The sequence below is a fragment of the Vibrio sp. B1-2 genome, from assembly GCF_963888445.1.
In the GTDB taxonomy this organism is placed as follows: Bacteria; Pseudomonadota; Gammaproteobacteria; order Enterobacterales; family Vibrionaceae; genus Vibrio; species Vibrio anguillarum.
In genome coordinates this window covers 222,552-240,717 of the sequence record NZ_CAWPJH010000033.1, presented here as the reverse complement: position 1 = coordinate 240,717, position 18,166 = coordinate 222,552, and the positions used below count along the sequence as shown (strand labels likewise).

The following is an 18,166-nucleotide window of genomic DNA, read 5'->3' as shown; positions in this document are numbered from 1 at the left end:
TTGATTCATTTAAACACGCTTGCGAATAGCCGCAGTGGAGAAACAATGAAATCACTATTTCGATTTATCGGTTTGATATTTAAAGGTTTTTGGAAAATCATTACCTTTATTCGTTTAGCCTTAACCAACCTGTTCTTTTTGTTCAGTATTGCACTGATTTATTTCTTGTATGTGCATGCCGATTCTCCCCTGCCTACCATAGAAAAAGAGTCCGCATTAGTAATGAACTTATCGGGACCGATTGTTGAACAGAGTTCTTACATCAATCCGATGGATTCAATGACTGGTTCATTTTTTGGCAAAGACTTACCCAAAGAAAATGTATTATTTGATGTAGTAGAGACCATTCGCCATGCGAAAGACGATGCGAAAATCACAGGCATTGTGCTCGCTCTTGGAGAAATGCCTGAAACCAACCTCACTAAGCTACGTTACATTGCTAAAGCGCTGAACGAATTTAAAGCCACGGGCAAACCCATCTACGCGGTGGGAGATTTCTATAATCAAAGCCAATATTACTTGGCAAGCTACGCCGATAAAGTCTATTTGGCACCGGATGGCGCAGTGATGCTAAAAGGCTACAGTGCCTATTCAATGTACTACAAAACTTTGCTGGAAAAGCTGGATGTCAATACGCACGTTTTCCGTGTCGGTACTTATAAATCAGCCATTGAGCCATTTATTCGTGACGATATGTCCGACGCGGCAAAAGAGTCCGCCTCTCGCTGGTTAACGCAGTTGTGGGGAGCGTACGTTGATGACGTAGCGACCAACCGTAAGATTGACGGGAAAACGTTAAACCCATCAATGGATGAATTTCTGACGCAATTAAAAGCGAGTGAGGGTGATCTCGCTGCTTTATCATTAAAATTAGGGTTAGTGGATGAATTAGCCACTCGCCAACAAATGCGCCTATCGCTCGCCGAAACATTTGGCAGCAATGGAGAAGATAGCTACAACGCCGTAGGTTACTACGAATATCAAGCCACCATTAGGCCACAGTTTAACGCTGATATGGACGATGTAGCCGTGATCGTGGCTAGTGGTACCATCATGGATGGAGATCACCCACGAGGCACAGTCGGTGGTGATACCACCGCCGCATTACTTCGCCAAGCGCGTAACGATGATAAAGTCAAAGCCGTCGTATTGCGTGTGGACAGCCCAGGAGGCAGCGCCTTTGCCTCCGAAGTTATTCGTAATGAAATTCAAACGTTAAAAGACGCAGGCAAACCGATTGTCGTCTCAATGTCGAGCCTTGCAGCGTCTGGCGGTTATTGGATTTCAATGAGTGCTGATAAAATTATCGCGCAGCCAACCACGTTAACCGGTTCGATTGGTATTTTTAGTGTCATCACCACATTCGAAAAAGGACTCAATAAATTGGGGGTTTATACCGATGGCGTAGGAACCTCACCTTTTTCTGGTGTCGGTGTCACCACAGGGCTAACAAAAGGCGTGGCCGACGCACTGCAACTGGGCATTAACCATGGTTACCAGCGTTTCATCAGTTTGGTGGGAGAGAACCGTGGCCTTTCACTGGCACAAGTCGATCAGGTCGCGCAAGGCCGCGTATGGACAGGACAAGATGCGATGGATCATGGTTTAGTCGATCAAATGGGTGACTTTGATGATGCCATTAAGCTCGCAGCACAACTGGCAAAATTAGAGACCTACAATATTTATTGGGTAGAAGAACCCCTTTCACCCGCTGAGCAGTTCTTGCAAGACATCATGAATCAAGTGCAAGTTCGCTTCGGTTTTGATGTATCAACACTAGTGCCAGCGTCGCTGCAACCTGTAGCAAAACAATGGGTGCAAGATGCCAGCTTACTCAACCATTTTAATGATCCGAAAGGGCAATATGCGTTCTGCCTAAACTGCCAAGTTCAGTAGCAATATCAATCTGTAATGACTAAAAACCATTGGGGCGCTTTGTGTTGAGCGCCCCTTTTTATATTAAGTGAATACGCTATAATCCCCCGCTCTGTTCCCCTACACGAGTGATTTCTAGCTATGGCAAGAAAACATATCTACATCGCCTACACTGGCGGTACTATCGGCATGCTAAAATCCGACCATGGTTATGTCCCTATTGCGGGCTTCATGGAAAAACAACTCGCAAGTATGCCTGAATTTCAGCGCCCTGAAATGCCTGAGTTCACCATTCATGAATATGACCCTCTGATTGACTCCTCAGACATGACGCCTGAAGATTGGCAACAAATCGCCAACGATATTCGAGATAATTATGATAAATACGATGGCTTTGTGATTTTACATGGTACGGATACCATGGCTTACACGGCATCGGCACTCTCTTTCATGTTGGAAAACTTGGGTAAACCCGTCATTGTGACAGGCTCACAAATTCCGTTGGCCGAATTGCGCTCTGACGGACAAGCGAATTTACTTAATGCATTGCACATCGCCGCTAATTACCCCATCAATGAAGTGACGTTATTCTTCAATAATCAGTTGATGCGGGGTAACCGCAGTGTCAAATCACACGCCGATGGTTTTAATGCGTTTACCTCGCCGAACCTTCCTCCGCTGTTAGAAGCTGGGATCAATATTCAAATCAGCAGTAACGTTAAAGTTGGCGAACAGCCGCAAGGAGCCTTCCGAGTCCATAACATTACACCACAACCGATCGGTGTGATTACCATGTACCCTGGCATCTCTCACGAAGTGATCCGCAATACCTTATTACAGCCAGTCAACGCGATGATTTTGCTGACTTTTGGTGTGGGAAATGCACCTCAAAATGCGCAACTATTAGCGCATTTAAAAGAAGCCTCAGAACGTGGCGTCATCGTCATGAACTTAACTCAATGCTTAGCAGGTAAAGTCAACATGGGCGGTTACGCAACTGGCTGTGCACTTGCAGAAGCAGGCGTGATCAGCGGCTACGACATGACACCCGAAGCCGCTTTAGCCAAGCTTCACTATTTACTGAGCCAGAATCTTTCTTATGAAGAAGTGAAGCAGAAAATGCAGGAAGTATTACGTGGTGAAATGAGCTTATAGCTTTAAGCACCCACAATATATTTTCCCTTCATTAACAAAATCCCCAACTCAATGAATTGGGGATTTTTGTATTCTGTACAAGTCAAATAGACTCATTCGTGGTTTGGATTGACTCGAACAATATCGTCTTGTCCGTTTTGAAAGCGCTTTTTAAGCTCATTTTTTGACTTAAAACTGATTTCTCCACCGGCGGCAACTGTCATATGGTCCGCTTCTACATTATGCTTAGATTGATACAACATCACAGCTTGCATGCATGAATCTCGCTGTGTTTGTGAAAGTGGTGTACCTTCGGGCCACTTACCCGTTTCAACAGCGTGCATTAATCGCTTGTAAGCTTCGGGGGTGATGGCGTTAATGAGTTGATCGGCATCCATGGTCTATCCTTAATTAACGAATTCGTCACAAACATAACTTGCCATGATATTGAGTCAAGACAAGCCCAATAAATAAGTGTATTTGATCACAAGCTAATATTATGAATTTGATAAAAGTGCCCATGATTCTCAGCCTATCACTTCTTATAAGTGGCTGCTTTGAGAATAACAGAGATACCGACAAGCTATGTGCAGATAATCCTAATTTGCGCTGTGAAAGGCTCAATATAAATGATGGGCAATGTAGAGTTCCACGTACGGACCTCATCTGGCATCGATTTGAAGTACTTAAAAATCCAAGCGATAGCAACAAGATTAAAGAATACGGATTAGTTCAAGCTTATCGAAAATGTCTCGAGCTCGCTTCACAAATTCAAGCTATTGATCAAACGGAACTGAAACAACGTCGATTTTCAGCACTCGTCAATACAGGGAAAGATTTAGAGCAGATAGAAAAAGAGCTTCAGTCATCCAGCTCCGCGGAAACCTTATACTTTCTCTGGAGTCAGATTGGTGATAAAAGTGCACAAAGAAAATTCTTACAACGTGAAGGTAAACCCGAGCTAGATACAGCAGAAATGCAATACGCTCTCGCTACTTTTTATGTTCAACGGGATCGAGAAAAAGCAATCTATTTGCTCCATCGAACCTTAGAACTCAGCCCAAAAGGCAGTATCAACCTTGATGCTATCAAATCTCTTGCCAGTACCAACCAAATTCTCAAACAGAAAGAAAAAGCTTACATTTGGGCGATGGTAGGAAAAACATTCAATGTGCCGGTTGCTTCAGAGACAGAACTCAAATTGCTGTACGGGTTTGATCAAGAAAAATTTGATGCGCTCGACGATATCGCCGAAAAAATCGTTGACGCGATCAAAAATGGACAGTTTAAACCAGAGCTCATTCCTCTCGACTTTGCCAACTAACAAAATGTAATCATAAAACAAAGAGCGGTGATGAATTCACCGCTTTTTCACTTTTTGTTGAAAATTAACGACACTGAATTGACACAAAATCGTTCACCTGTTGTTTGAGGTCCATCAGGAAAAACATGCCCTAGATGGCTATCACACACCGCACAACGGATCTCAGTTCGAATCATTCCATGCGTTAAATCTTCAAGATAGCGGATTGCAGTATCATTGATCGGTGCATCAAAACTTGGCCAACCACACCCCGAATCATACTTATTGTTGGAGACAAATAACGGGCTGCTGCAACAGGCACACGCGTACACACCTGTGTCACGATTATGTAATAACTTGCCACTAAACGGGGCTTCTGTACCGCGTTGACGGCAAACATAAAACTCATCATCCGTTAGTCTTTCACGCCAGTATTCATCAGGCTTAACATTATTCTCAATCTTCGATTTCACTTACAAAACTTCCCTTCTTCTCAATATTGCACTGGTACTTTTTATGCCAAAAACTTGCATACTCCACTCTTTGTAGCACATACTTTCTCACCATGAAATGGTAGGTATGTGATTTCTAACTGCCTTAGAAGGCTAAAGTATTTTACGCCAACTGAAAGTAAACAGAAGCGGTATAAAGTTTAAAATTTAATCACTTACGATTAATTGTGAAAAAAAGCGTCGCTTTTTTTTGACTTTAAACAAGTTAAGTCCGATTATCTGTTGCAGACATTTACTGGATTCTGTAATTTTACTACCAGTTATCTTTAATCAGAAATTAAGTTGTGGAGCAACTATAATGACTATCAAAGTAGGTATTAACGGTTTTGGCCGTATCGGTCGTTTCGTATTCCGTGCAGCGCAAGAGCGCAACGACATCGAAGTTGTAGGTATTAACGACCTTATCGACGTAGATTATATGGCATACATGTTAAAGTATGACTCAACTCATGGCCGTTTCAACGGTACTGTTGAAGTTGAAGCTGGCAACCTAGTTGTAAACGGCAAAACTGTACGTGTAACAGCTGAGCGTAACCCAGAAGATCTAAAATGGGATGCAATCGGTGTTGACGTGGTTGCTGAAGCAACAGGTCTATTCCTAGACGATGCAACCGCTCGTAAGCACATCACTGCTGGCGCGAAAAAAGTTGTTCTAACTGGTCCTTCAAAAGACGCGACTCCAATGTTCGTAATGGGTGTTAACCACGCTTCTTACGCTGGCCAAGACATCGTTTCTAACGCTTCTTGTACTACAAACTGCCTAGCACCTATCGCTAAAGTTCTTAACGACAAGTGGGGCATCGAGTCTGGTCTTATGACTACTGTTCACGCAACTACAGCGACTCAAAAAACTGTAGATGGTCCTTCTGCGAAAGACTGGCGTGGTGGTCGTGGTGCTTCTCAAAACATCATCCCATCTTCAACTGGCGCAGCTAAAGCGGTTGGCGTTGTAATCCCAGAACTAAACGGCAAACTGACTGGTATGGCTTTCCGCGTACCTACAGCGAACGTTTCTGTAGTTGACCTAACTGTTAACTTACAAAACCCAGCATCTTACGCAGAAATCTGTGCTGAAATGAAGCGCGCTTCTGAAAACGAATTCGCTGGCGTTCTAGGCTACACTGAAGATGCAGTTGTTTCTCAAGACTTCATCGGCGAAATCAACACATCTGTATTCGATGCTAAAGCTGGTATCGCACTGACTGACAAATTCGTTAAAGTTGTATCTTGGTACGACAACGAAATCGGTTACTCAAACAAAGTTCTAGACCTAATCGCTCACGTTTCTAAATAATCGTAGTGTTTAGCGAAGAAATTCGTTGAGAACAAAAAGGCGGCCATTGTGTCGCCTTTTTAGTATCTGTCCCTTTCATTAATGGGACTGCGTTAGACAATCCGAGCCGTTCCTCACTTATTTATCCGGTAGGAATGGTATGAGGTATCGAATTTATGGATCTGCAATCTCTCCCTACCCTGACTTATCTTTCTGACAACGTCACCATCGTTGAGAAAGAGGGCGTTAAAATTGTTCGCGTCATTCATGACAAAGCGACCGCCGGAATTACACTGCATGGCGGCCATGTCATCTCATTCACTCCTAAAGGACAAGATGAGCTCATTTGGATGAGTGACACGGCCATTTTTGACGGTAAAGCCGCTCTAAGAGGCGGGATCCCTGTTTGTTGGCCATGGTTTGGCCGTATTGCTGCACCAGCCCATGGTTTCGCACGCACCAATGAATGGGCATTGATTGAACATAGAGAAAACGAGCAGGGCGTCATTATCGTGTTAGGGCTCGACCATTCGCCCCAAACACTGGCTATTTGGCCATTTCAATTCAAAACCCGTCTTTATGTTGAAATCGGTGACAAGTTAAAAGTCACTTTAGAAACGACCAATACGGATGAGAAAGCATGGACGTTTTCTGCAGCGCTGCACAGCTACCTCAAGGTTGGTAATATTACCCAGACCACTACTACAGGTATGGGCGTTGAATATATAGACAGCTTACAAGATGCAAAAATGTGTCAAGGTGGTTCAACACTCATCCTCACCGATACGATTGATCGCGTCTATACCGCGCCTGAAGCACAAATTCAGGTCCAAGATCCTGTTTTGAATCGCACGTTAGTGGTTGAAAACTCTGGACACAACTCTGCCGTCTTGTGGAACCCATGGGCTCAAGGCGCTCAATCAATGGCCGATATGCCTGACGATGGTTATCAAACGATGCTGTGTGTTGAATCTACACTGCATGCCCCTTGCTTGTCCGCTGGAAAAACCTTGCAACCAGGTGAAAGCCATCAGCTCGTCACGACGGTTTTTTCCAACTAAGCTTTTTTGGCGAATTTTCCGTCATCATACTCATGCTGAGGGCAGTGAAATCACGCTGTCCTTTTTATTTCTAGCCGCAGACGCTAAACTGGCACCTTTGTTTTTCAAGCGAGATCTTCATGGCGTATCTGTGCCCCCTTTGCCAGCAACCTCTGTTGCAACAGCAGCAAATATTGAAATGTGAAAATAATCATCAATTTGATATAGCCAAAGAGGGCTACGTCAATTTGATGCCTGCACATCATAAACGCTCAAAAGATCCGGGTGATAATAAAGAGATGATGCAAGCTCGTCGCCGTTTTCTTGAAGGTGGACATTACGATCTGATGCGTCAGACGGTCGCTCAGTTGTGCAGTAAGTATCTGCAAGATTCTTCTTATCAGTTTTTAGACATCGGCTGCGGCGAAGGTTACTACACCCAATTTGTCGCTCAAACGCTTGCACAACACTCGACACAATCGGTCACCTATGGGTTAGATATCTCTAAAATCGCCGTACGTTATGCAGCAAAGCGCTACCCTATAGTCAACTTTGTCGTTGCCTCCAGCCACCGCTTGCCCTTTGACGATGCTTCCCTAGCCGGTATATTACGAATTTATGCGCCCTGTAAAGCGCAAGAGCTTTACCGCTGTATTCAAAACCAAGGAGTGGTGATTACCGTTACACCCGCGGCAAGGCACCTCTATCAGTTAAAAGAAGGGATCTATCCTAATGTTCAACTGCATGATGAAACCGCAGAAGAGATAGCTGGGTTTACATTAGTAGAGCAACAAAAACTGCACTACACCATGGCATTAAGCGGTAACGATGCTTTTGATTTATTACAGATGACGCCGTTTGCATGGCGGGCCAGTGATGAGCTAAGAGCGCAATTAAAGCAAGCTGAGCAATTTAATTGTGAGGCCGATTTTATGATCAGCGTTTACCGCAAAGTTAGTTGATAATAATTCTCATTATATTGCAAATCCACAGTGTCTCCATTATTATGCCAAATTCAAAATGGAGACACTCATGCGCTTAGTTACTTCTCTGGCTCTACTATTACCACTTTTTGGCTGTGCTTCGCACCAGCCGAAGCCCATTGCTCACTTTTATGACTACCAATTATCTACCCCTAGCGGCAAACCATTGAATCTCAATTCGCTGCCGAATGAGATAAAAAATGCCGATATCATTTTAGTCGGTGAGTGGCATACACACCCAGCCATTCATCGCTTCCAAACCGAGCTATTGGCACAACTCAGCCGCGAAAACACCCATGTAGCCTTGTCTATGGAACAATTTTCACGCGATGAACAAGAGATACTGAACCGCTATCTAGCAGGAGAAATCGGCGAACAATACCTTATTTCTCAGACCAGAGCGTGGCCAAACTACCAAAGTGACTACCGCCCACTGGTTGAATTTGCAAAATCACAGCAGTTGAATGTCATTGCCGCTAATGCGCCTAAACCTTTCGTACGTTGTATCGGCAAAGTGGGAATCAAATACCTTGATAAATTAACGCCAGTAGAGCGGGCTCAGGTTGCACACCAAATTGACACCTCAGCCTCTCCCTACAAAGCGAAGTTCATGGAATCAATGCACCACGGTTCAAAAGAGCAAACTGAAAAACAGTACGCAGCTCAGCTCACTTGGGATGAAACGATGGCAGAAAGCATGGTGGATTATTTACAAAACCACCCGACAGCTCAGGTGATGCACATCGCAGGCAAGTTCCACACCGAGCAGGGTTTAGGCACGGCGCATTCTATCCTTCGTCGAAATCCTGATTTAAAGATTGCCATCATCACGCCCGTAGAGGATACCCAGACGTCGTATCCTGATTTCCAACTCACTGTACTGCCAATTCCCACCGCCTATGTTCAAGCAGAGCATCGCATGCAAGCCTATCAACAGATAAAGAATCGCAATACAGATCTCACTTGCGACTAATTAGCGGTGAATAACGGGCCTGCTTATTCTTTTCATATAAAGTAGGCGCGTTTTTTGCTTGTACATACCTCATACAAATTGCGAATTTTTTGCACAAGTTTTTCATAAATCTGTCGATACATTAACTGATGGCATTTATAGGAGAGAAGTATGACACCGGTAGGGACAAGCTCAGCGCAACTGCATTCACTCCAGCAAGTTAAAGCTCAAGCAAATTCTACAGCGGCATCCCCCCCCTCTGCCCCGCTCAAAGTGGAGCAGAATACCGTCACTTTGTCTGATGAAGGCAAAGCCTTGCTCGCAGCGCTGCAACAACTCGACAAAGAGAGTAAGTTAGAAAACAAAGAGAAAACTGTGACTGGCAAAGTGGAATCATTTGCTCATGGTGCTTTGGGATTAGATCATCCAGATAAAAAACCAGAAGAAGATGATAGCTCCTATTCCGCAGGGAAATATTTTTCCGCCGCGGCAACAGTAGGAGGTTTGTTACTGCTTCTCTAATTTTTTAGATTTCTATTGGATATTAATTGCGGTTTGGATGATTGATGATGTGGTCCTCCCAGTCGATAACATCAATCTCATAAACGACTTTGTTGCGAACACTTTCTTGCGCGGCGTGCATCGCCTCTTTGGAGCCGGTAATCAAAGGATGCCATTGCGGCAATGTTTTGCCTTCTGACAGTACACGATAGGCGCACGTATCCGGCAACCAGTTAAATTCATCAATTTTATCACGCGTCAGTTTTAAGCACTCCTCACCAGAATTGAAACGGTTTGGATAATCCTTGCATGAGCAGGTATCGCTGTTTAACCAACTGCAAGCGACATTGGTGTAATAGACCTCATCACTATCTTCATCCATTAACTTGTGTAAGCAGCACTTACCGCATCCATCACAAAGCGATTCCCACTCCGATTCCGTCATTTGTTCTAATTTCTTATTTTGCCAGAATGGTGTGTTCATGAGTCTCTATCTTACTTAACGAATGGGGTGCGTGTTATACCTCCACACCAACCAAAGTTCAAGGATAAAAACGGCTTGTTAATTTAGGAAGCTATTGCTGTACACTTCGGTCACATCTGCTAGGATCGTCACCCTTTTCTTTTTACTGGTACTCAATTATGGAATGCAGACTTGGTTGTGGTGCGTGTTGTATCGCTCCTAGTATTTCTTCCTCCATCCCGGGTATGGAGCAAGGAAAGCCAGCAGGTGTACGTTGCATTCAACTTAATGACGCTAATTTGTGCAAGTTATTTGGTAAGCCTGAACGTCCAAAAGTATGCCACGAATTTAAACCTTGCCCGATGGTCTGTGGCAACACGAATCAAGAAGCTTTGAGCAACATTACCGAACTCGAAAAAATCACTTGATGGCACTGCTTTGTTTGCCTTAATTGATGATGTCACTCAAAATTGCCCCAGCAGCTAGGGCAATGATTCGAAAGGTGCTACAGCTTTTGTCTGCCAAGCAAAGAGTGTGATAGCGTCGTGCCATCAACAAGCTCAAGCTCACCGCCAACAGGCACACCATGAGCAATACGGCTCGCAGAAACTTGATGGGCGCGACATAATTCCGCAATGTAGTGCGCGGTGGCTTCACCTTCAACGGTTGGGTTAGTGGCAAGAATGACTTCGGCAATGCCACCACGTTGCAAACGGTAATCCAGCGTATCTAAACCAATATCACTCGGGCCGATACCATCTAAAGGTGATAAGTGCCCCATCAGAACAAAATAACGTCCAGAATATTGGCCTGTAGCTTCAATGGCCGCAATATCAGCAGGGCTTTCGACTACACAGAGTTGGCCGTTATCCTGCCGCTTAGGGTTGCTACAAATATGACAAGTTTCTTCTTCAGTGAAAGTTCGACATTCACTGCAATGTCCAATTTCTGTCATGGCTTGGCTTAAAGCATCGGCGAGCTGTAAGCCGCCTTTTCTATCGCGCTGTAACAAATGAAAGGCCATACGCTGTGCTGACTTGGGACCCACCCCAGGCAGACAACGTAAGGCCTCCATCAAATGCTCCAGCATATGACTGGTACGCATTAGTAACCTATTTTGTTTGTTAAAAAGGTTGTTTGTTAAAAAGTCGTTCGTTAAAACGGCATCTTCATACCTGGTGGTAATTGCATACCGCCAGTGACAGAAGCCATTTTTTCTTTTTGAGTCTCTTCCACGCGGCGCGCAGCATCATTGAAAGCGGCGGCAATCAGATCTTCTAGCATCTCTTTGTCGTCTTCCATTAAGCTTTCATCAATCTCTACACGGCGTACGCTGTGGCTACCAGTAATGGTCACTTTTACCAGACCAGCACCAGACTCACCAACCACTTCCATATTCGCAATTTCTTCTTGTAGCTTTTGCATGCGCTCTTGCATTTGTTGGGCTTGCTTCATTAGGTTGCCCATACCGCCTTTACCAAACATGTTTATCTCTCTGGTTGAATTGGGTGTTTCACATAAGGTGGGGTCATAACATATAGATTCAACCCCACACTCGCTTAATTGATTAAATCGGCCGCACACTGTCGCGATCAAGTTCCGCATCAAAACGTCGCTTGAAGAACATTACGTGAGGGTCGGCCTCCAAGCTGTTCAATGCTTGCTCTAATTTGAGTTGGTAAAGACGCTCTCTAAGCTCCAATGGAGTCTCACCTTGCTCACCAATTGTCACGCTAAGGTGGCACTCTTCAGCTAATGTCTCATTGAGCGCTTCTAACAACTCGCTTTGTGCTTTATCGGTATTAAGATGGGCCTGACTTGGCCGCAGCACTAGCTCGATTGATGAGCCCGATTTGTGGTAGACAGAATTAAGTGCTAATTGTTCCACTAACTTGGCAATATCGAGCTGGTGGATCAGAGCTGCCCACTCATCTTGTTCTATCGATTCTGCAAGTAACTTTTCTGCCATCTCTGGCGTTTTAATATGTTCTAGCGCTTGCTTAATTTGTGTCGGTGTCAGCTCTGTTTTTTGTTGTTCAACCACCACAGGTTGCAGCGTTGGACGCCACTGATAAGGCTCGTTGTCCAAAGTTGGGACAGCCTCAGGAATGGATGTGGACAAAGGCGACACTCGAGCTGATTTTCCATGCGAGGCAACACGCTCAAGCACAGATTCAGATTTAGTCGATGCCGCATTAGGCTTTTTTGTCCCGTTGCTCTTTGTTTCATTCACTCCTTTTGCTGGCAGAGCAACCCCTTGGCGCTGTGAACGCAACTGGTGTCGCAGCCCTGCAATCGGTGAGGGACGTGGAGCTGAAGAAGGTGCTGGTGGTTGAGGAACTGGTGCAGGCTCATACGATTCTGGGGCATATTCCATTGCACTGGACATGTCATCATTCATATCCGCATAGCGGTTATCGTAATCTTGAACGATGCCATAATCAGGCTGAGTATCCTCATGCCTTTGCGGCTCATTAACCTGACTGTCCGATACGGGAGCCACCGACGTTTGCTTAGGTTCAGTTAGAGGCGTTGCCGCTGATGCGGGTTGTAGTGAAGGAGTGCCGTGGCTTGGCACTGCGACATCTGAACTCACTTCAGTACTGAACGTATTCACCAACGATACAGAAGCAGGACGAAACGCCATCATACGTAGCACAATCATTTCCAGCCCAGTTCGAGCGGTTGGCGAAAGTGCTAAATCTTCACGTCCTTTTAAAGCAATTTGATAATAGAGCTGCACATCTTGTGGGCTCAGTGCTTTGCTGAGCAGTTGCACTTTCTCTGAGTCAGGTTGGGTTTTGTCCAGTGTTGCTGGCAACGCTTGATACATCGCAATACGGTGTAACTGCGCCGCGAGTTGTTGTAGTAATCCATCCCAATCCACACCATTTTGTGCTAAATGTGCAACGCTATCCATCGCCGTTTGAGGCTGTTTACTGCTAATGGCTTGCAGTAAATGGAGTGCTTGATCTGTGTCTAGCGTGCCAAGCATTGGGGCGACTACATCGGCCATCACCTGGTTATTACCTAGTGCTATCGCTTGATCAGTTAAGCTAAGTGCATCACGCATACTACCATCGGCAGCATGAGCGATCATTCTTAATGCTCTCGCTTCACAAGAGATCTGCTCTGCCGCTAAAACATGCTCAAGCTGATCGTGGATATTTTCAACACTGATCGGCTTAAGATGAAACTGTAAGCAGCGCGATAAAATCGTAACCGGCAGCTTTTGCGGATCTGTCGTAGCGAGCAAGAATTTCACGTACTCAGGCGGCTCTTCCAACGTTTTAAGCAAAGCGTTAAAACTGTGGCGCGACAGCATGTGTACTTCATCGATTAAGTACACCTTGAAGCGACCGCGAGCAGGCTTGTATTGCACGTTATCAAGTAATTCGCGCGTATCTTCGACTTTGGTTCGTGATGCCGCATCTATTTCTAAAAGATCAACAAAACGGCCTTGGTCAATCTCTCGGCAAGTATCACATTGGCCACAAGGTGTGGCCGTAATACCTGTTTCACAGTTTAACCCCTTGGCAAACAAGCGACCAATCGTCGTCTTGCCGACACCACGTGTACCGCTGAATAAATACGCATGGTGCAATCTATTTTGGGCCAACGCATTTTCTAGTGCAGTTAAGACATGTGCTTGTCCCACCACCTCATTAAATTTTGTTGGTCGCCATTTTCGCGCTAAGGCAAGATAACTCATGAGTACGTCCAGTTGATTAGCTTAGTGACCTTCAAATTCACAAATACTATAAACGTTCAGGCCCAAACCTTGTAAACGTTTGTCTCCGCCAATTTCAGGCAGGTTGATGACAAAAGCCGCGTGCTCGACTTCACCACCAAGCTGGCGGATCAATTTAGTCGTCGCTTCAATCGTACCACCCGTTGCCAGTAGATCATCCACCACCAGCACTTTATCACCTTGTTTGATCGCATCAACGTGAATTTCTAATGTGTCAGTACCGTATTCCAATTCGTAAGATTGGGCTAACGTTTCGCGTGGTAACTTACCCGGCTTACGTACAGGTACAAACCCCAAACCAAGCTCTAAAGCCAATGGCGCGCCAAATAGGAAACCACGCGCTTCTGTACCCACAACTTTGGTAAAGCCCATGTCTTTATATTTTTCGACTAATAAAGCAATGGTTGCTTGATAGGCTTTTGCATCCTCTAGCAGGCTAGTTACATCACGAAACAAAATGCCAGGTTTTGGGTAGTTAGGGATGCTTTGAATGCTCGATTTGATCAAAGAGATAGTTTCGGTTGTCATAACTTACATTTACTTAGATTGGCTCTTCATTTCTCACGATACATTTACGTATCAGAATGATAGAGCGTGAGCTCTCAGCAACATAGATAAGCCACAATATCTTAGCCGCTGAAAAAACAAACGCCCATTCGAAGAATGGGCACACTTCCCCATAATGCTAGTGATTTTCTTGTTGGTTAGCAACCTGCTCATGAGTGGGAAGTCGAATAAACCAAGTGATCAGGACCACAAGCATAGTAAACAACATAATTTTGAGCCAAAAGTGTGGGACAACCCAGATGGAAAAAATAAAGCTTAGAATAATCCACAAACATCCCCGTTGTTTCACTTGCCGCGAAACAGCGCCATGTTGCTGCCAATTATCCAGTATTGGGCCTAGCGTCTGATGTTGATGCAACCAAGCATGAAAACGAGGGCTACTTCGTAAGAAGCAAGCGCTAGCAAGGAGTATGAAAGGTGTTGTAGGGAGTAGCGGTAAGAATATGCCTATCACGCCTAACAGAAGGCAGAGCCCACCAGCCACCGTAAGAAGAAAATGACGAATATTGATGGTGAACTCCCAACGTACTATCCAACTTAGAAAGTTGAATAACCATTAAACACACGGATCCAAGTCAGTATTGCTGGCAATGTAGGGATCGAAAGTACGGCAATAAAGCCTAAAAAATAAAAAATGTTGTAAGGTTCTTTAAAATTCTGCTCTTCCATCATAACTTCTCTAGTGTTGGATGACTCCGTTCGTTTTGGCACCATAAACAAAGTTAATGTAACGTAAACGAATTGGGTGATTGTTGTTCTAGACGCGAACTATACCTCAAACAAATCACCGCAAACACCGACTAAAGATAAGGTTATTAACTGCTGCCACCTTGGTAAATATTGAGTTTGAAACTACTCGAACCTAAGCGATTAGTTGATAGCTGACAAGTTGAGTTGATCGGTAAATCTTTAGTGATAAAGTTTTTTAAACAGTTCTGCCCAAGGCTAAAACCCGCAGCAATATGTTGAGTTAAGTAGCCATTTGACCATTGACTGTCGAGCCCAGCTGGCAGGATAGAGAGTGTACCTTCGCTTAAATCCGCAATACCGAATACCGCGTTGATTGGATTAGCACACTCTGAGCATTCAATACCTTTTTCCAGTATGTCGGCAAGGTCTTTCAGATCGGCACTGAAGCTTTTTAAGTTGCGAAGATAATCGTGAAACAGAGCACGAACGAGCAATGTTGAAGCCACACTATTTTCATAATGGGCATCTGAATCGACCAAGTAAAAGGCAAACTGCCCGTTCATCAACCACGCATAGTCAAATACCAGCGGCATCACATCCGCCGATTGTAAAAGACGGTAACTACACTTCCAACTGCCTTGTGAAGTATCCTTTTCTGGCAATAACGCGTGCAGCAAATCTTTCGCGGTACTGGGGTTTTCTCGTAAATACTCCAGATGCCAATGCAACTCTTGCTCTTCTGGAATATCACCACCATCGTCAACCCGGAACCACTGCGTCGAAAAATCGCGCTGATCAGATAAACGACTGAACGTATCTTCGAGCGTACTTTCTATTGCACTGCTTAAATACTGGTGGTTACCAATCGGTTTAGGAAGAAAATCCTTAACACCAAATCGCAGCACTTTTGCAACATCAGCCATTTCATCAGTTGCAGAGACCACAATCAGTGGCAGCGAGGGATACTCAAGGCTCACCTCCTCAACAAACTCAATACCGTTCAGTACTGGCATTGCTAAGTCACACACAACAAGGTCAGGCTCCGCATCTTTTAACTTGCGCAACCCTTCTAAGCCATTTTCAGCTTCAAGCACTTTATAGCCTTGAGCCGACAAATAACCACTGGTTATTCGCCTAAAAATTGGGTCATCATCAACGAGCATGATCAGTTTTTGCTCGACATGCTGATTATCTGAAGGTTTTTTCGCCAAGAACTCACTAGCCTGAATGTGAGATTTATACATAATCCTGCCTCACAATGCTTTTAAAAAGCAGTCATTTTATTGTTATAGGATAAATTGATAGGTTACTTTATAAAGTAGTCGCAAAATAAGATTTATACAAATGTTCCACTTTGTAACCCGGTTGCATACTATATATATGGGCTATGTATGGATTGTACGGAATGTTACTTTCGTCAAACAAGTTGATATGACTCAAGATTTGACAAATGATATACGTATAAATTACTCAAATTCGAAAAATAATGTGTCAGGAACAATGAAATTAGATGACCTAAACCTCTTTCGACTGGTTGTCGAAAATGGAAGCTATACCGCAACTTCTCGTAAAACAATGATCCCCGTTGCGACCATTACCCGACGCATTCAAGCATTGGAAGATTCTCTGAATCTTAGGTTGTTGAATCGCCATGCTCGAAAACTTTCGCTGACTGAAGCGGGTGAACGTTTTTTTCAAGAGTGCTCACCGTTGCTGCATCGCTTAGCTGCAACAGCAGAAGAGCTCACCGATGAATGTCGTGGCGCTTCAGGCAAACTAAGAATATCGTCACCATCTAATGTCACGAAACGCATGATGATGCCTATCTTCAATGCCTTCATGATGCAGTACCCAGATATCAACATAGAACTGACCACCAGCAATCAGGCCGATCAACTCGACCCAACCGAATGGGATGTCATTTTTAGAGTTGGCCCTCAACGAGACTCCAGTTTAATTGCGCGAAAAATTAATGAAGTGAAAGATGTGTTAGTCGCAAGCCCAGGGTATTTAGCGAAACACCCTGCACCAACTCATGCCGAAGAGCTCAGTAATCATTCATTATTGAAGGGATATCCTCTAGTAAAATGGCAGTTGACCAACAATAAAGGGGAATGCGTGGTCAATTGTGATACTGGTCGTTTTCAGGCCAACGCTTTAAACGTAGTGCGCAGCGCTTGCTCTGAGGGGCTGGGTATCACCTTAATGCCAGACGTGATGATTAAAGAATTTATCGAAGAAGGCAGCTTAGTCAGAGTACTGGAAGACTGGGTTTCCAACCCTCGTGATATTTATATGCTGTATAACCACAAGGATCATCTACCTGAAAAAGTCAGGCTATTTATTGATTTTGTGATTGCCTATCACATCCACTAGATTTTAGGCCCAGCATTGCTGGGCCATGAGTTATCGCAGCGGCAGATAGTCAATAAACTCGCTATAGAAACTCAATAAATTTACTCAAATCACGTTCAGGCACTTTCATTGGCGTGCATCCTGCAGTTCCTAGGTATAAGAAACCAACGATTTGATCATCGCCCTTAGCACCTAGTGCTTGCCGAACGTGAGAGTGGAACATCCAGCTTCCCGAACGCCAGAAACCTTGAAAACCTTGGGCTACCGCAGCCATTTGCATCGCTTGTACTGCGCATCCCGCAGAGAGATGCTGTTCAATCGCTGGCACCTTTTCATGCTCCGTAACTTTCGCGATCACTGTGATTACCATGGGTGCTCGAAACGGTGCATTTTTCGCTTTTTCTATCTCTGCATCACTGCCGTTATCCGCTCGCACAGCAAACGCCAAAATGCCCGACAACTTTTGCAAACCCGCTCCCTGAGCAATCACGAAACGCCAAGGGGTTAAACCGCCATGATCGGGCGCTCGCAAGCCTGCTCTAATAATATTTTCCAAGACCAGGCCTTCAGGTGCAGGCGATGTGAGATTGGCGATTGAACGACGGTTAAGCAGCAACTCTAGTGCATCCATTTCGATTCCTTATTGATGATTTTCCATAATCTTATACCAAACTGAGAATAACTCGCATAAAGAGATGACCTCATTGGCTATAAATGAAAAAAGCGAGGATATTCCCTCGCCTAATTTAAGCAAACATATGAATGAA

20 protein-coding genes are annotated in these 18,166 nt (G+C 44.5%); 10 read left to right on the top strand and 10 right to left on the bottom strand.

Features of this window, described 5'->3' with window-relative positions; translation table 11 throughout:
* Positions 1 to 45 precede the first annotated feature (45 nt).
* Together sppA and ansA are read left to right on the top strand one after the other, a co-directional pair.
* On the top strand, positions 46 to 1,896 hold the full coding sequence (sppA, locus tag AACQ75_RS11010; RefSeq protein WP_170888647.1) for a signal peptide peptidase SppA: 1,851 nt from the start codon (positions 46 to 48) through the stop codon (positions 1,894 to 1,896).
* A gap of 120 nt (positions 1,897 to 2,016) precedes the next feature.
* A complete protein-coding gene (gene ansA / locus AACQ75_RS11005; protein ID WP_017044568.1) occupies positions 2,017 to 3,030 on the top strand; it encodes an asparaginase in 1,014 nt (337 codons plus the stop codon).
* 92 nt (positions 3,031 to 3,122) lie between these two features.
* On the opposite strand, the gene AACQ75_RS11000 is transcribed toward ansA, so the two are convergent.
* Positions 3,123 to 3,407: a YeaC family protein gene (locus AACQ75_RS11000; protein WP_013857226.1), complete on the bottom strand. Its 285-nt coding sequence runs from the start codon at positions 3,405 to 3,407 to the stop codon at positions 3,123 to 3,125.
* A gap of 101 nt (positions 3,408 to 3,508) precedes the next feature.
* Between AACQ75_RS11000 and AACQ75_RS10995 the strand changes: the two genes are divergently transcribed.
* Entirely contained in the window at positions 3,509 to 4,333 is an 825-nt protein-coding gene (locus tag AACQ75_RS10995) for a DUF2989 domain-containing protein (protein WP_013857227.1), read from the top strand.
* A 47-nt stretch (positions 4,334 to 4,380) separates the two neighbouring features.
* Here AACQ75_RS10995 and msrB read toward each other — a convergent pair whose 3' ends face one another.
* Positions 4,381 to 4,785, bottom strand: a complete 405-nt coding sequence (gene msrB / locus AACQ75_RS10990; RefSeq protein WP_105977450.1) for a peptide-methionine (R)-S-oxide reductase MsrB — start codon at positions 4,783 to 4,785, stop codon at positions 4,381 to 4,383.
* Between the two features lie 337 nt (positions 4,786 to 5,122).
* Here msrB and gap point away from each other — a divergent pair, with 337 nt between their 5' ends.
* From gap to AACQ75_RS10965, 5 genes are all read left to right on the top strand, one after another.
* On the top strand, positions 5,123 to 6,118 hold the full coding sequence (gap, locus tag AACQ75_RS10985) for a type I glyceraldehyde-3-phosphate dehydrogenase (protein WP_010317219.1): 996 nt from the start codon (positions 5,123 to 5,125) through the stop codon (positions 6,116 to 6,118).
* Between the two features lie 155 nt (positions 6,119 to 6,273).
* Positions 6,274 to 7,158 (top strand): D-hexose-6-phosphate mutarotase, encoded by an 885-nt coding sequence (locus tag AACQ75_RS10980; RefSeq protein WP_170888646.1) that lies wholly within the window; start codon positions 6,274 to 6,276, stop codon positions 7,156 to 7,158.
* Between the two features lie 119 nt (positions 7,159 to 7,277).
* Positions 7,278 to 8,099, top strand: a complete 822-nt coding sequence (rlmA, locus tag AACQ75_RS10975; RefSeq protein WP_170888645.1) for a 23S rRNA (guanine(745)-N(1))-methyltransferase — start codon at positions 7,278 to 7,280, stop codon at positions 8,097 to 8,099.
* Between the two features lie 58 nt (positions 8,100 to 8,157).
* Positions 8,158 to 9,093 (top strand): ChaN family lipoprotein, encoded by a 936-nt coding sequence (locus tag AACQ75_RS10970; RefSeq protein ID WP_170888644.1) that lies wholly within the window; start codon positions 8,158 to 8,160, stop codon positions 9,091 to 9,093.
* Positions 9,094 to 9,243: 150 nt separating this feature from the next.
* Complete coding sequence (locus tag AACQ75_RS10965; protein ID WP_017044563.1) at positions 9,244 to 9,594, top strand: hypothetical protein; 351 nt, start codon at positions 9,244 to 9,246, stop codon at positions 9,592 to 9,594.
* Between the two features lie 22 nt (positions 9,595 to 9,616).
* Here the strand turns inward: AACQ75_RS10965 and AACQ75_RS10960 are convergent, their stop codons facing one another.
* Entirely contained in the window at positions 9,617 to 10,057 is a 441-nt protein-coding gene (locus AACQ75_RS10960) for a YcgN family cysteine cluster protein (protein WP_017047805.1), read from the bottom strand.
* Between the two features lie 158 nt (positions 10,058 to 10,215).
* Between AACQ75_RS10960 and AACQ75_RS10955 the strand changes: the two genes are divergently transcribed.
* Complete coding sequence (locus AACQ75_RS10955) at positions 10,216 to 10,464, top strand: YkgJ family cysteine cluster protein (protein WP_013857235.1); 249 nt, start codon at positions 10,216 to 10,218, stop codon at positions 10,462 to 10,464.
* Between the two features lie 77 nt (positions 10,465 to 10,541).
* Here the strand turns inward: AACQ75_RS10955 and recR are convergent, their stop codons facing one another.
* The 6 genes from recR to AACQ75_RS10925 all read right to left on the bottom strand — a co-directional run bounded on the left by recR (position 10,542) and on the right by AACQ75_RS10925 (position 16,288).
* Entirely contained in the window at positions 10,542 to 11,141 is a 600-nt protein-coding gene (gene recR / locus AACQ75_RS10950) for a recombination mediator RecR (protein WP_013857236.1), read from the bottom strand.
* A gap of 50 nt (positions 11,142 to 11,191) precedes the next feature.
* Positions 11,192 to 11,521: a YbaB/EbfC family nucleoid-associated protein gene (locus AACQ75_RS10945; protein ID WP_013857237.1), complete on the bottom strand. Its 330-nt coding sequence runs from the start codon at positions 11,519 to 11,521 to the stop codon at positions 11,192 to 11,194.
* Between the two features lie 82 nt (positions 11,522 to 11,603).
* A complete protein-coding gene (gene dnaX / locus AACQ75_RS10940) occupies positions 11,604 to 13,748 on the bottom strand; it encodes a DNA polymerase III subunit gamma/tau (RefSeq protein WP_170888643.1) in 2,145 nt (714 codons plus the stop codon).
* A 21-nt stretch (positions 13,749 to 13,769) separates the two neighbouring features.
* The gene (apt, locus tag AACQ75_RS10935) at positions 13,770 to 14,315 is read right to left on the bottom strand and encodes an adenine phosphoribosyltransferase (protein WP_013857239.1); all 546 of its coding nucleotides are present in this window, start codon (positions 14,313 to 14,315) and stop codon (positions 13,770 to 13,772) included.
* Between the two features lie 157 nt (positions 14,316 to 14,472).
* A complete protein-coding gene (locus AACQ75_RS10930) occupies positions 14,473 to 14,838 on the bottom strand; it encodes a YbaN family protein (RefSeq protein ID WP_017044101.1) in 366 nt (121 codons plus the stop codon).
* Between the two features lie 331 nt (positions 14,839 to 15,169).
* On the bottom strand, positions 15,170 to 16,288 hold the full coding sequence (locus AACQ75_RS10925) for a response regulator (RefSeq protein WP_170888642.1): 1,119 nt from the start codon (positions 16,286 to 16,288) through the stop codon (positions 15,170 to 15,172).
* Positions 16,289 to 16,544: 256 nt separating this feature from the next.
* Between AACQ75_RS10925 and AACQ75_RS10920 the strand changes: the two genes are divergently transcribed.
* The gene (locus AACQ75_RS10920; protein WP_026027659.1) at positions 16,545 to 17,420 is read left to right on the top strand and encodes a LysR family transcriptional regulator; all 876 of its coding nucleotides are present in this window, start codon (positions 16,545 to 16,547) and stop codon (positions 17,418 to 17,420) included.
* A 61-nt stretch (positions 17,421 to 17,481) separates the two neighbouring features.
* Here AACQ75_RS10920 and AACQ75_RS10915 read toward each other — a convergent pair whose 3' ends face one another.
* Positions 17,482 to 18,030: an NAD(P)H nitroreductase gene (locus AACQ75_RS10915; protein ID WP_170888641.1), complete on the bottom strand. Its 549-nt coding sequence runs from the start codon at positions 18,028 to 18,030 to the stop codon at positions 17,482 to 17,484.
* Between the last annotated feature and the right edge of the window lie 136 nt (positions 18,031 to 18,166).

Coding starts and splice junctions, on each gene's coding strand:
- AACQ75_RS10965 (WP_017044563.1), top strand. CDS start 9,244: ATGACACCGGTAGGGACAAGCTCAGCGCAACTGCATTCACTCCAGCAA.
- dnaX (WP_170888643.1), bottom strand. CDS start 13,748: ATGAGTTATCTTGCCTTAGCGCGAAAATGGCGACCAACAAAATTTAAT.
- AACQ75_RS11000 (WP_013857226.1), bottom strand. CDS start 3,407: ATGGATGCCGATCAACTCATTAACGCCATCACCCCCGAAGCTTACAAG.
- recR (WP_013857236.1), bottom strand. CDS start 11,141: ATGCGTACCAGTCATATGCTGGAGCATTTGATGGAGGCCTTACGTTGT.
- ansA (WP_017044568.1), top strand. CDS start 2,017: ATGGCAAGAAAACATATCTACATCGCCTACACTGGCGGTACTATCGGC.
- AACQ75_RS10980 (WP_170888646.1), top strand. CDS start 6,274: ATGGATCTGCAATCTCTCCCTACCCTGACTTATCTTTCTGACAACGTC.
- AACQ75_RS10970 (WP_170888644.1), top strand. CDS start 8,158: ATGGAGACACTCATGCGCTTAGTTACTTCTCTGGCTCTACTATTACCA.
- gap (WP_010317219.1), top strand. CDS start 5,123: ATGACTATCAAAGTAGGTATTAACGGTTTTGGCCGTATCGGTCGTTTC.
- rlmA (WP_170888645.1), top strand. CDS start 7,278: ATGGCGTATCTGTGCCCCCTTTGCCAGCAACCTCTGTTGCAACAGCAG.
- AACQ75_RS10925 (WP_170888642.1), bottom strand. CDS start 16,288: ATGTATAAATCTCACATTCAGGCTAGTGAGTTCTTGGCGAAAAAACCT.
- AACQ75_RS10945 (WP_013857237.1), bottom strand. CDS start 11,521: ATGTTTGGTAAAGGCGGTATGGGCAACCTAATGAAGCAAGCCCAACAA.
- AACQ75_RS10960 (WP_017047805.1), bottom strand. CDS start 10,057: ATGAACACACCATTCTGGCAAAATAAGAAATTAGAACAAATGACGGAA.
- apt (WP_013857239.1), bottom strand. CDS start 14,315: ATGACAACCGAAACTATCTCTTTGATCAAATCGAGCATTCAAAGCATC.
- AACQ75_RS10995 (WP_013857227.1), top strand. CDS start 3,509: ATGAATTTGATAAAAGTGCCCATGATTCTCAGCCTATCACTTCTTATA.
- sppA (WP_170888647.1), top strand. CDS start 46: ATGAAATCACTATTTCGATTTATCGGTTTGATATTTAAAGGTTTTTGG.
- AACQ75_RS10920 (WP_026027659.1), top strand. CDS start 16,545: ATGAAATTAGATGACCTAAACCTCTTTCGACTGGTTGTCGAAAATGGA.
- AACQ75_RS10955 (WP_013857235.1), top strand. CDS start 10,216: ATGGAATGCAGACTTGGTTGTGGTGCGTGTTGTATCGCTCCTAGTATT.
- AACQ75_RS10915 (WP_170888641.1), bottom strand. CDS start 18,030: ATGGATGCACTAGAGTTGCTGCTTAACCGTCGTTCAATCGCCAATCTC.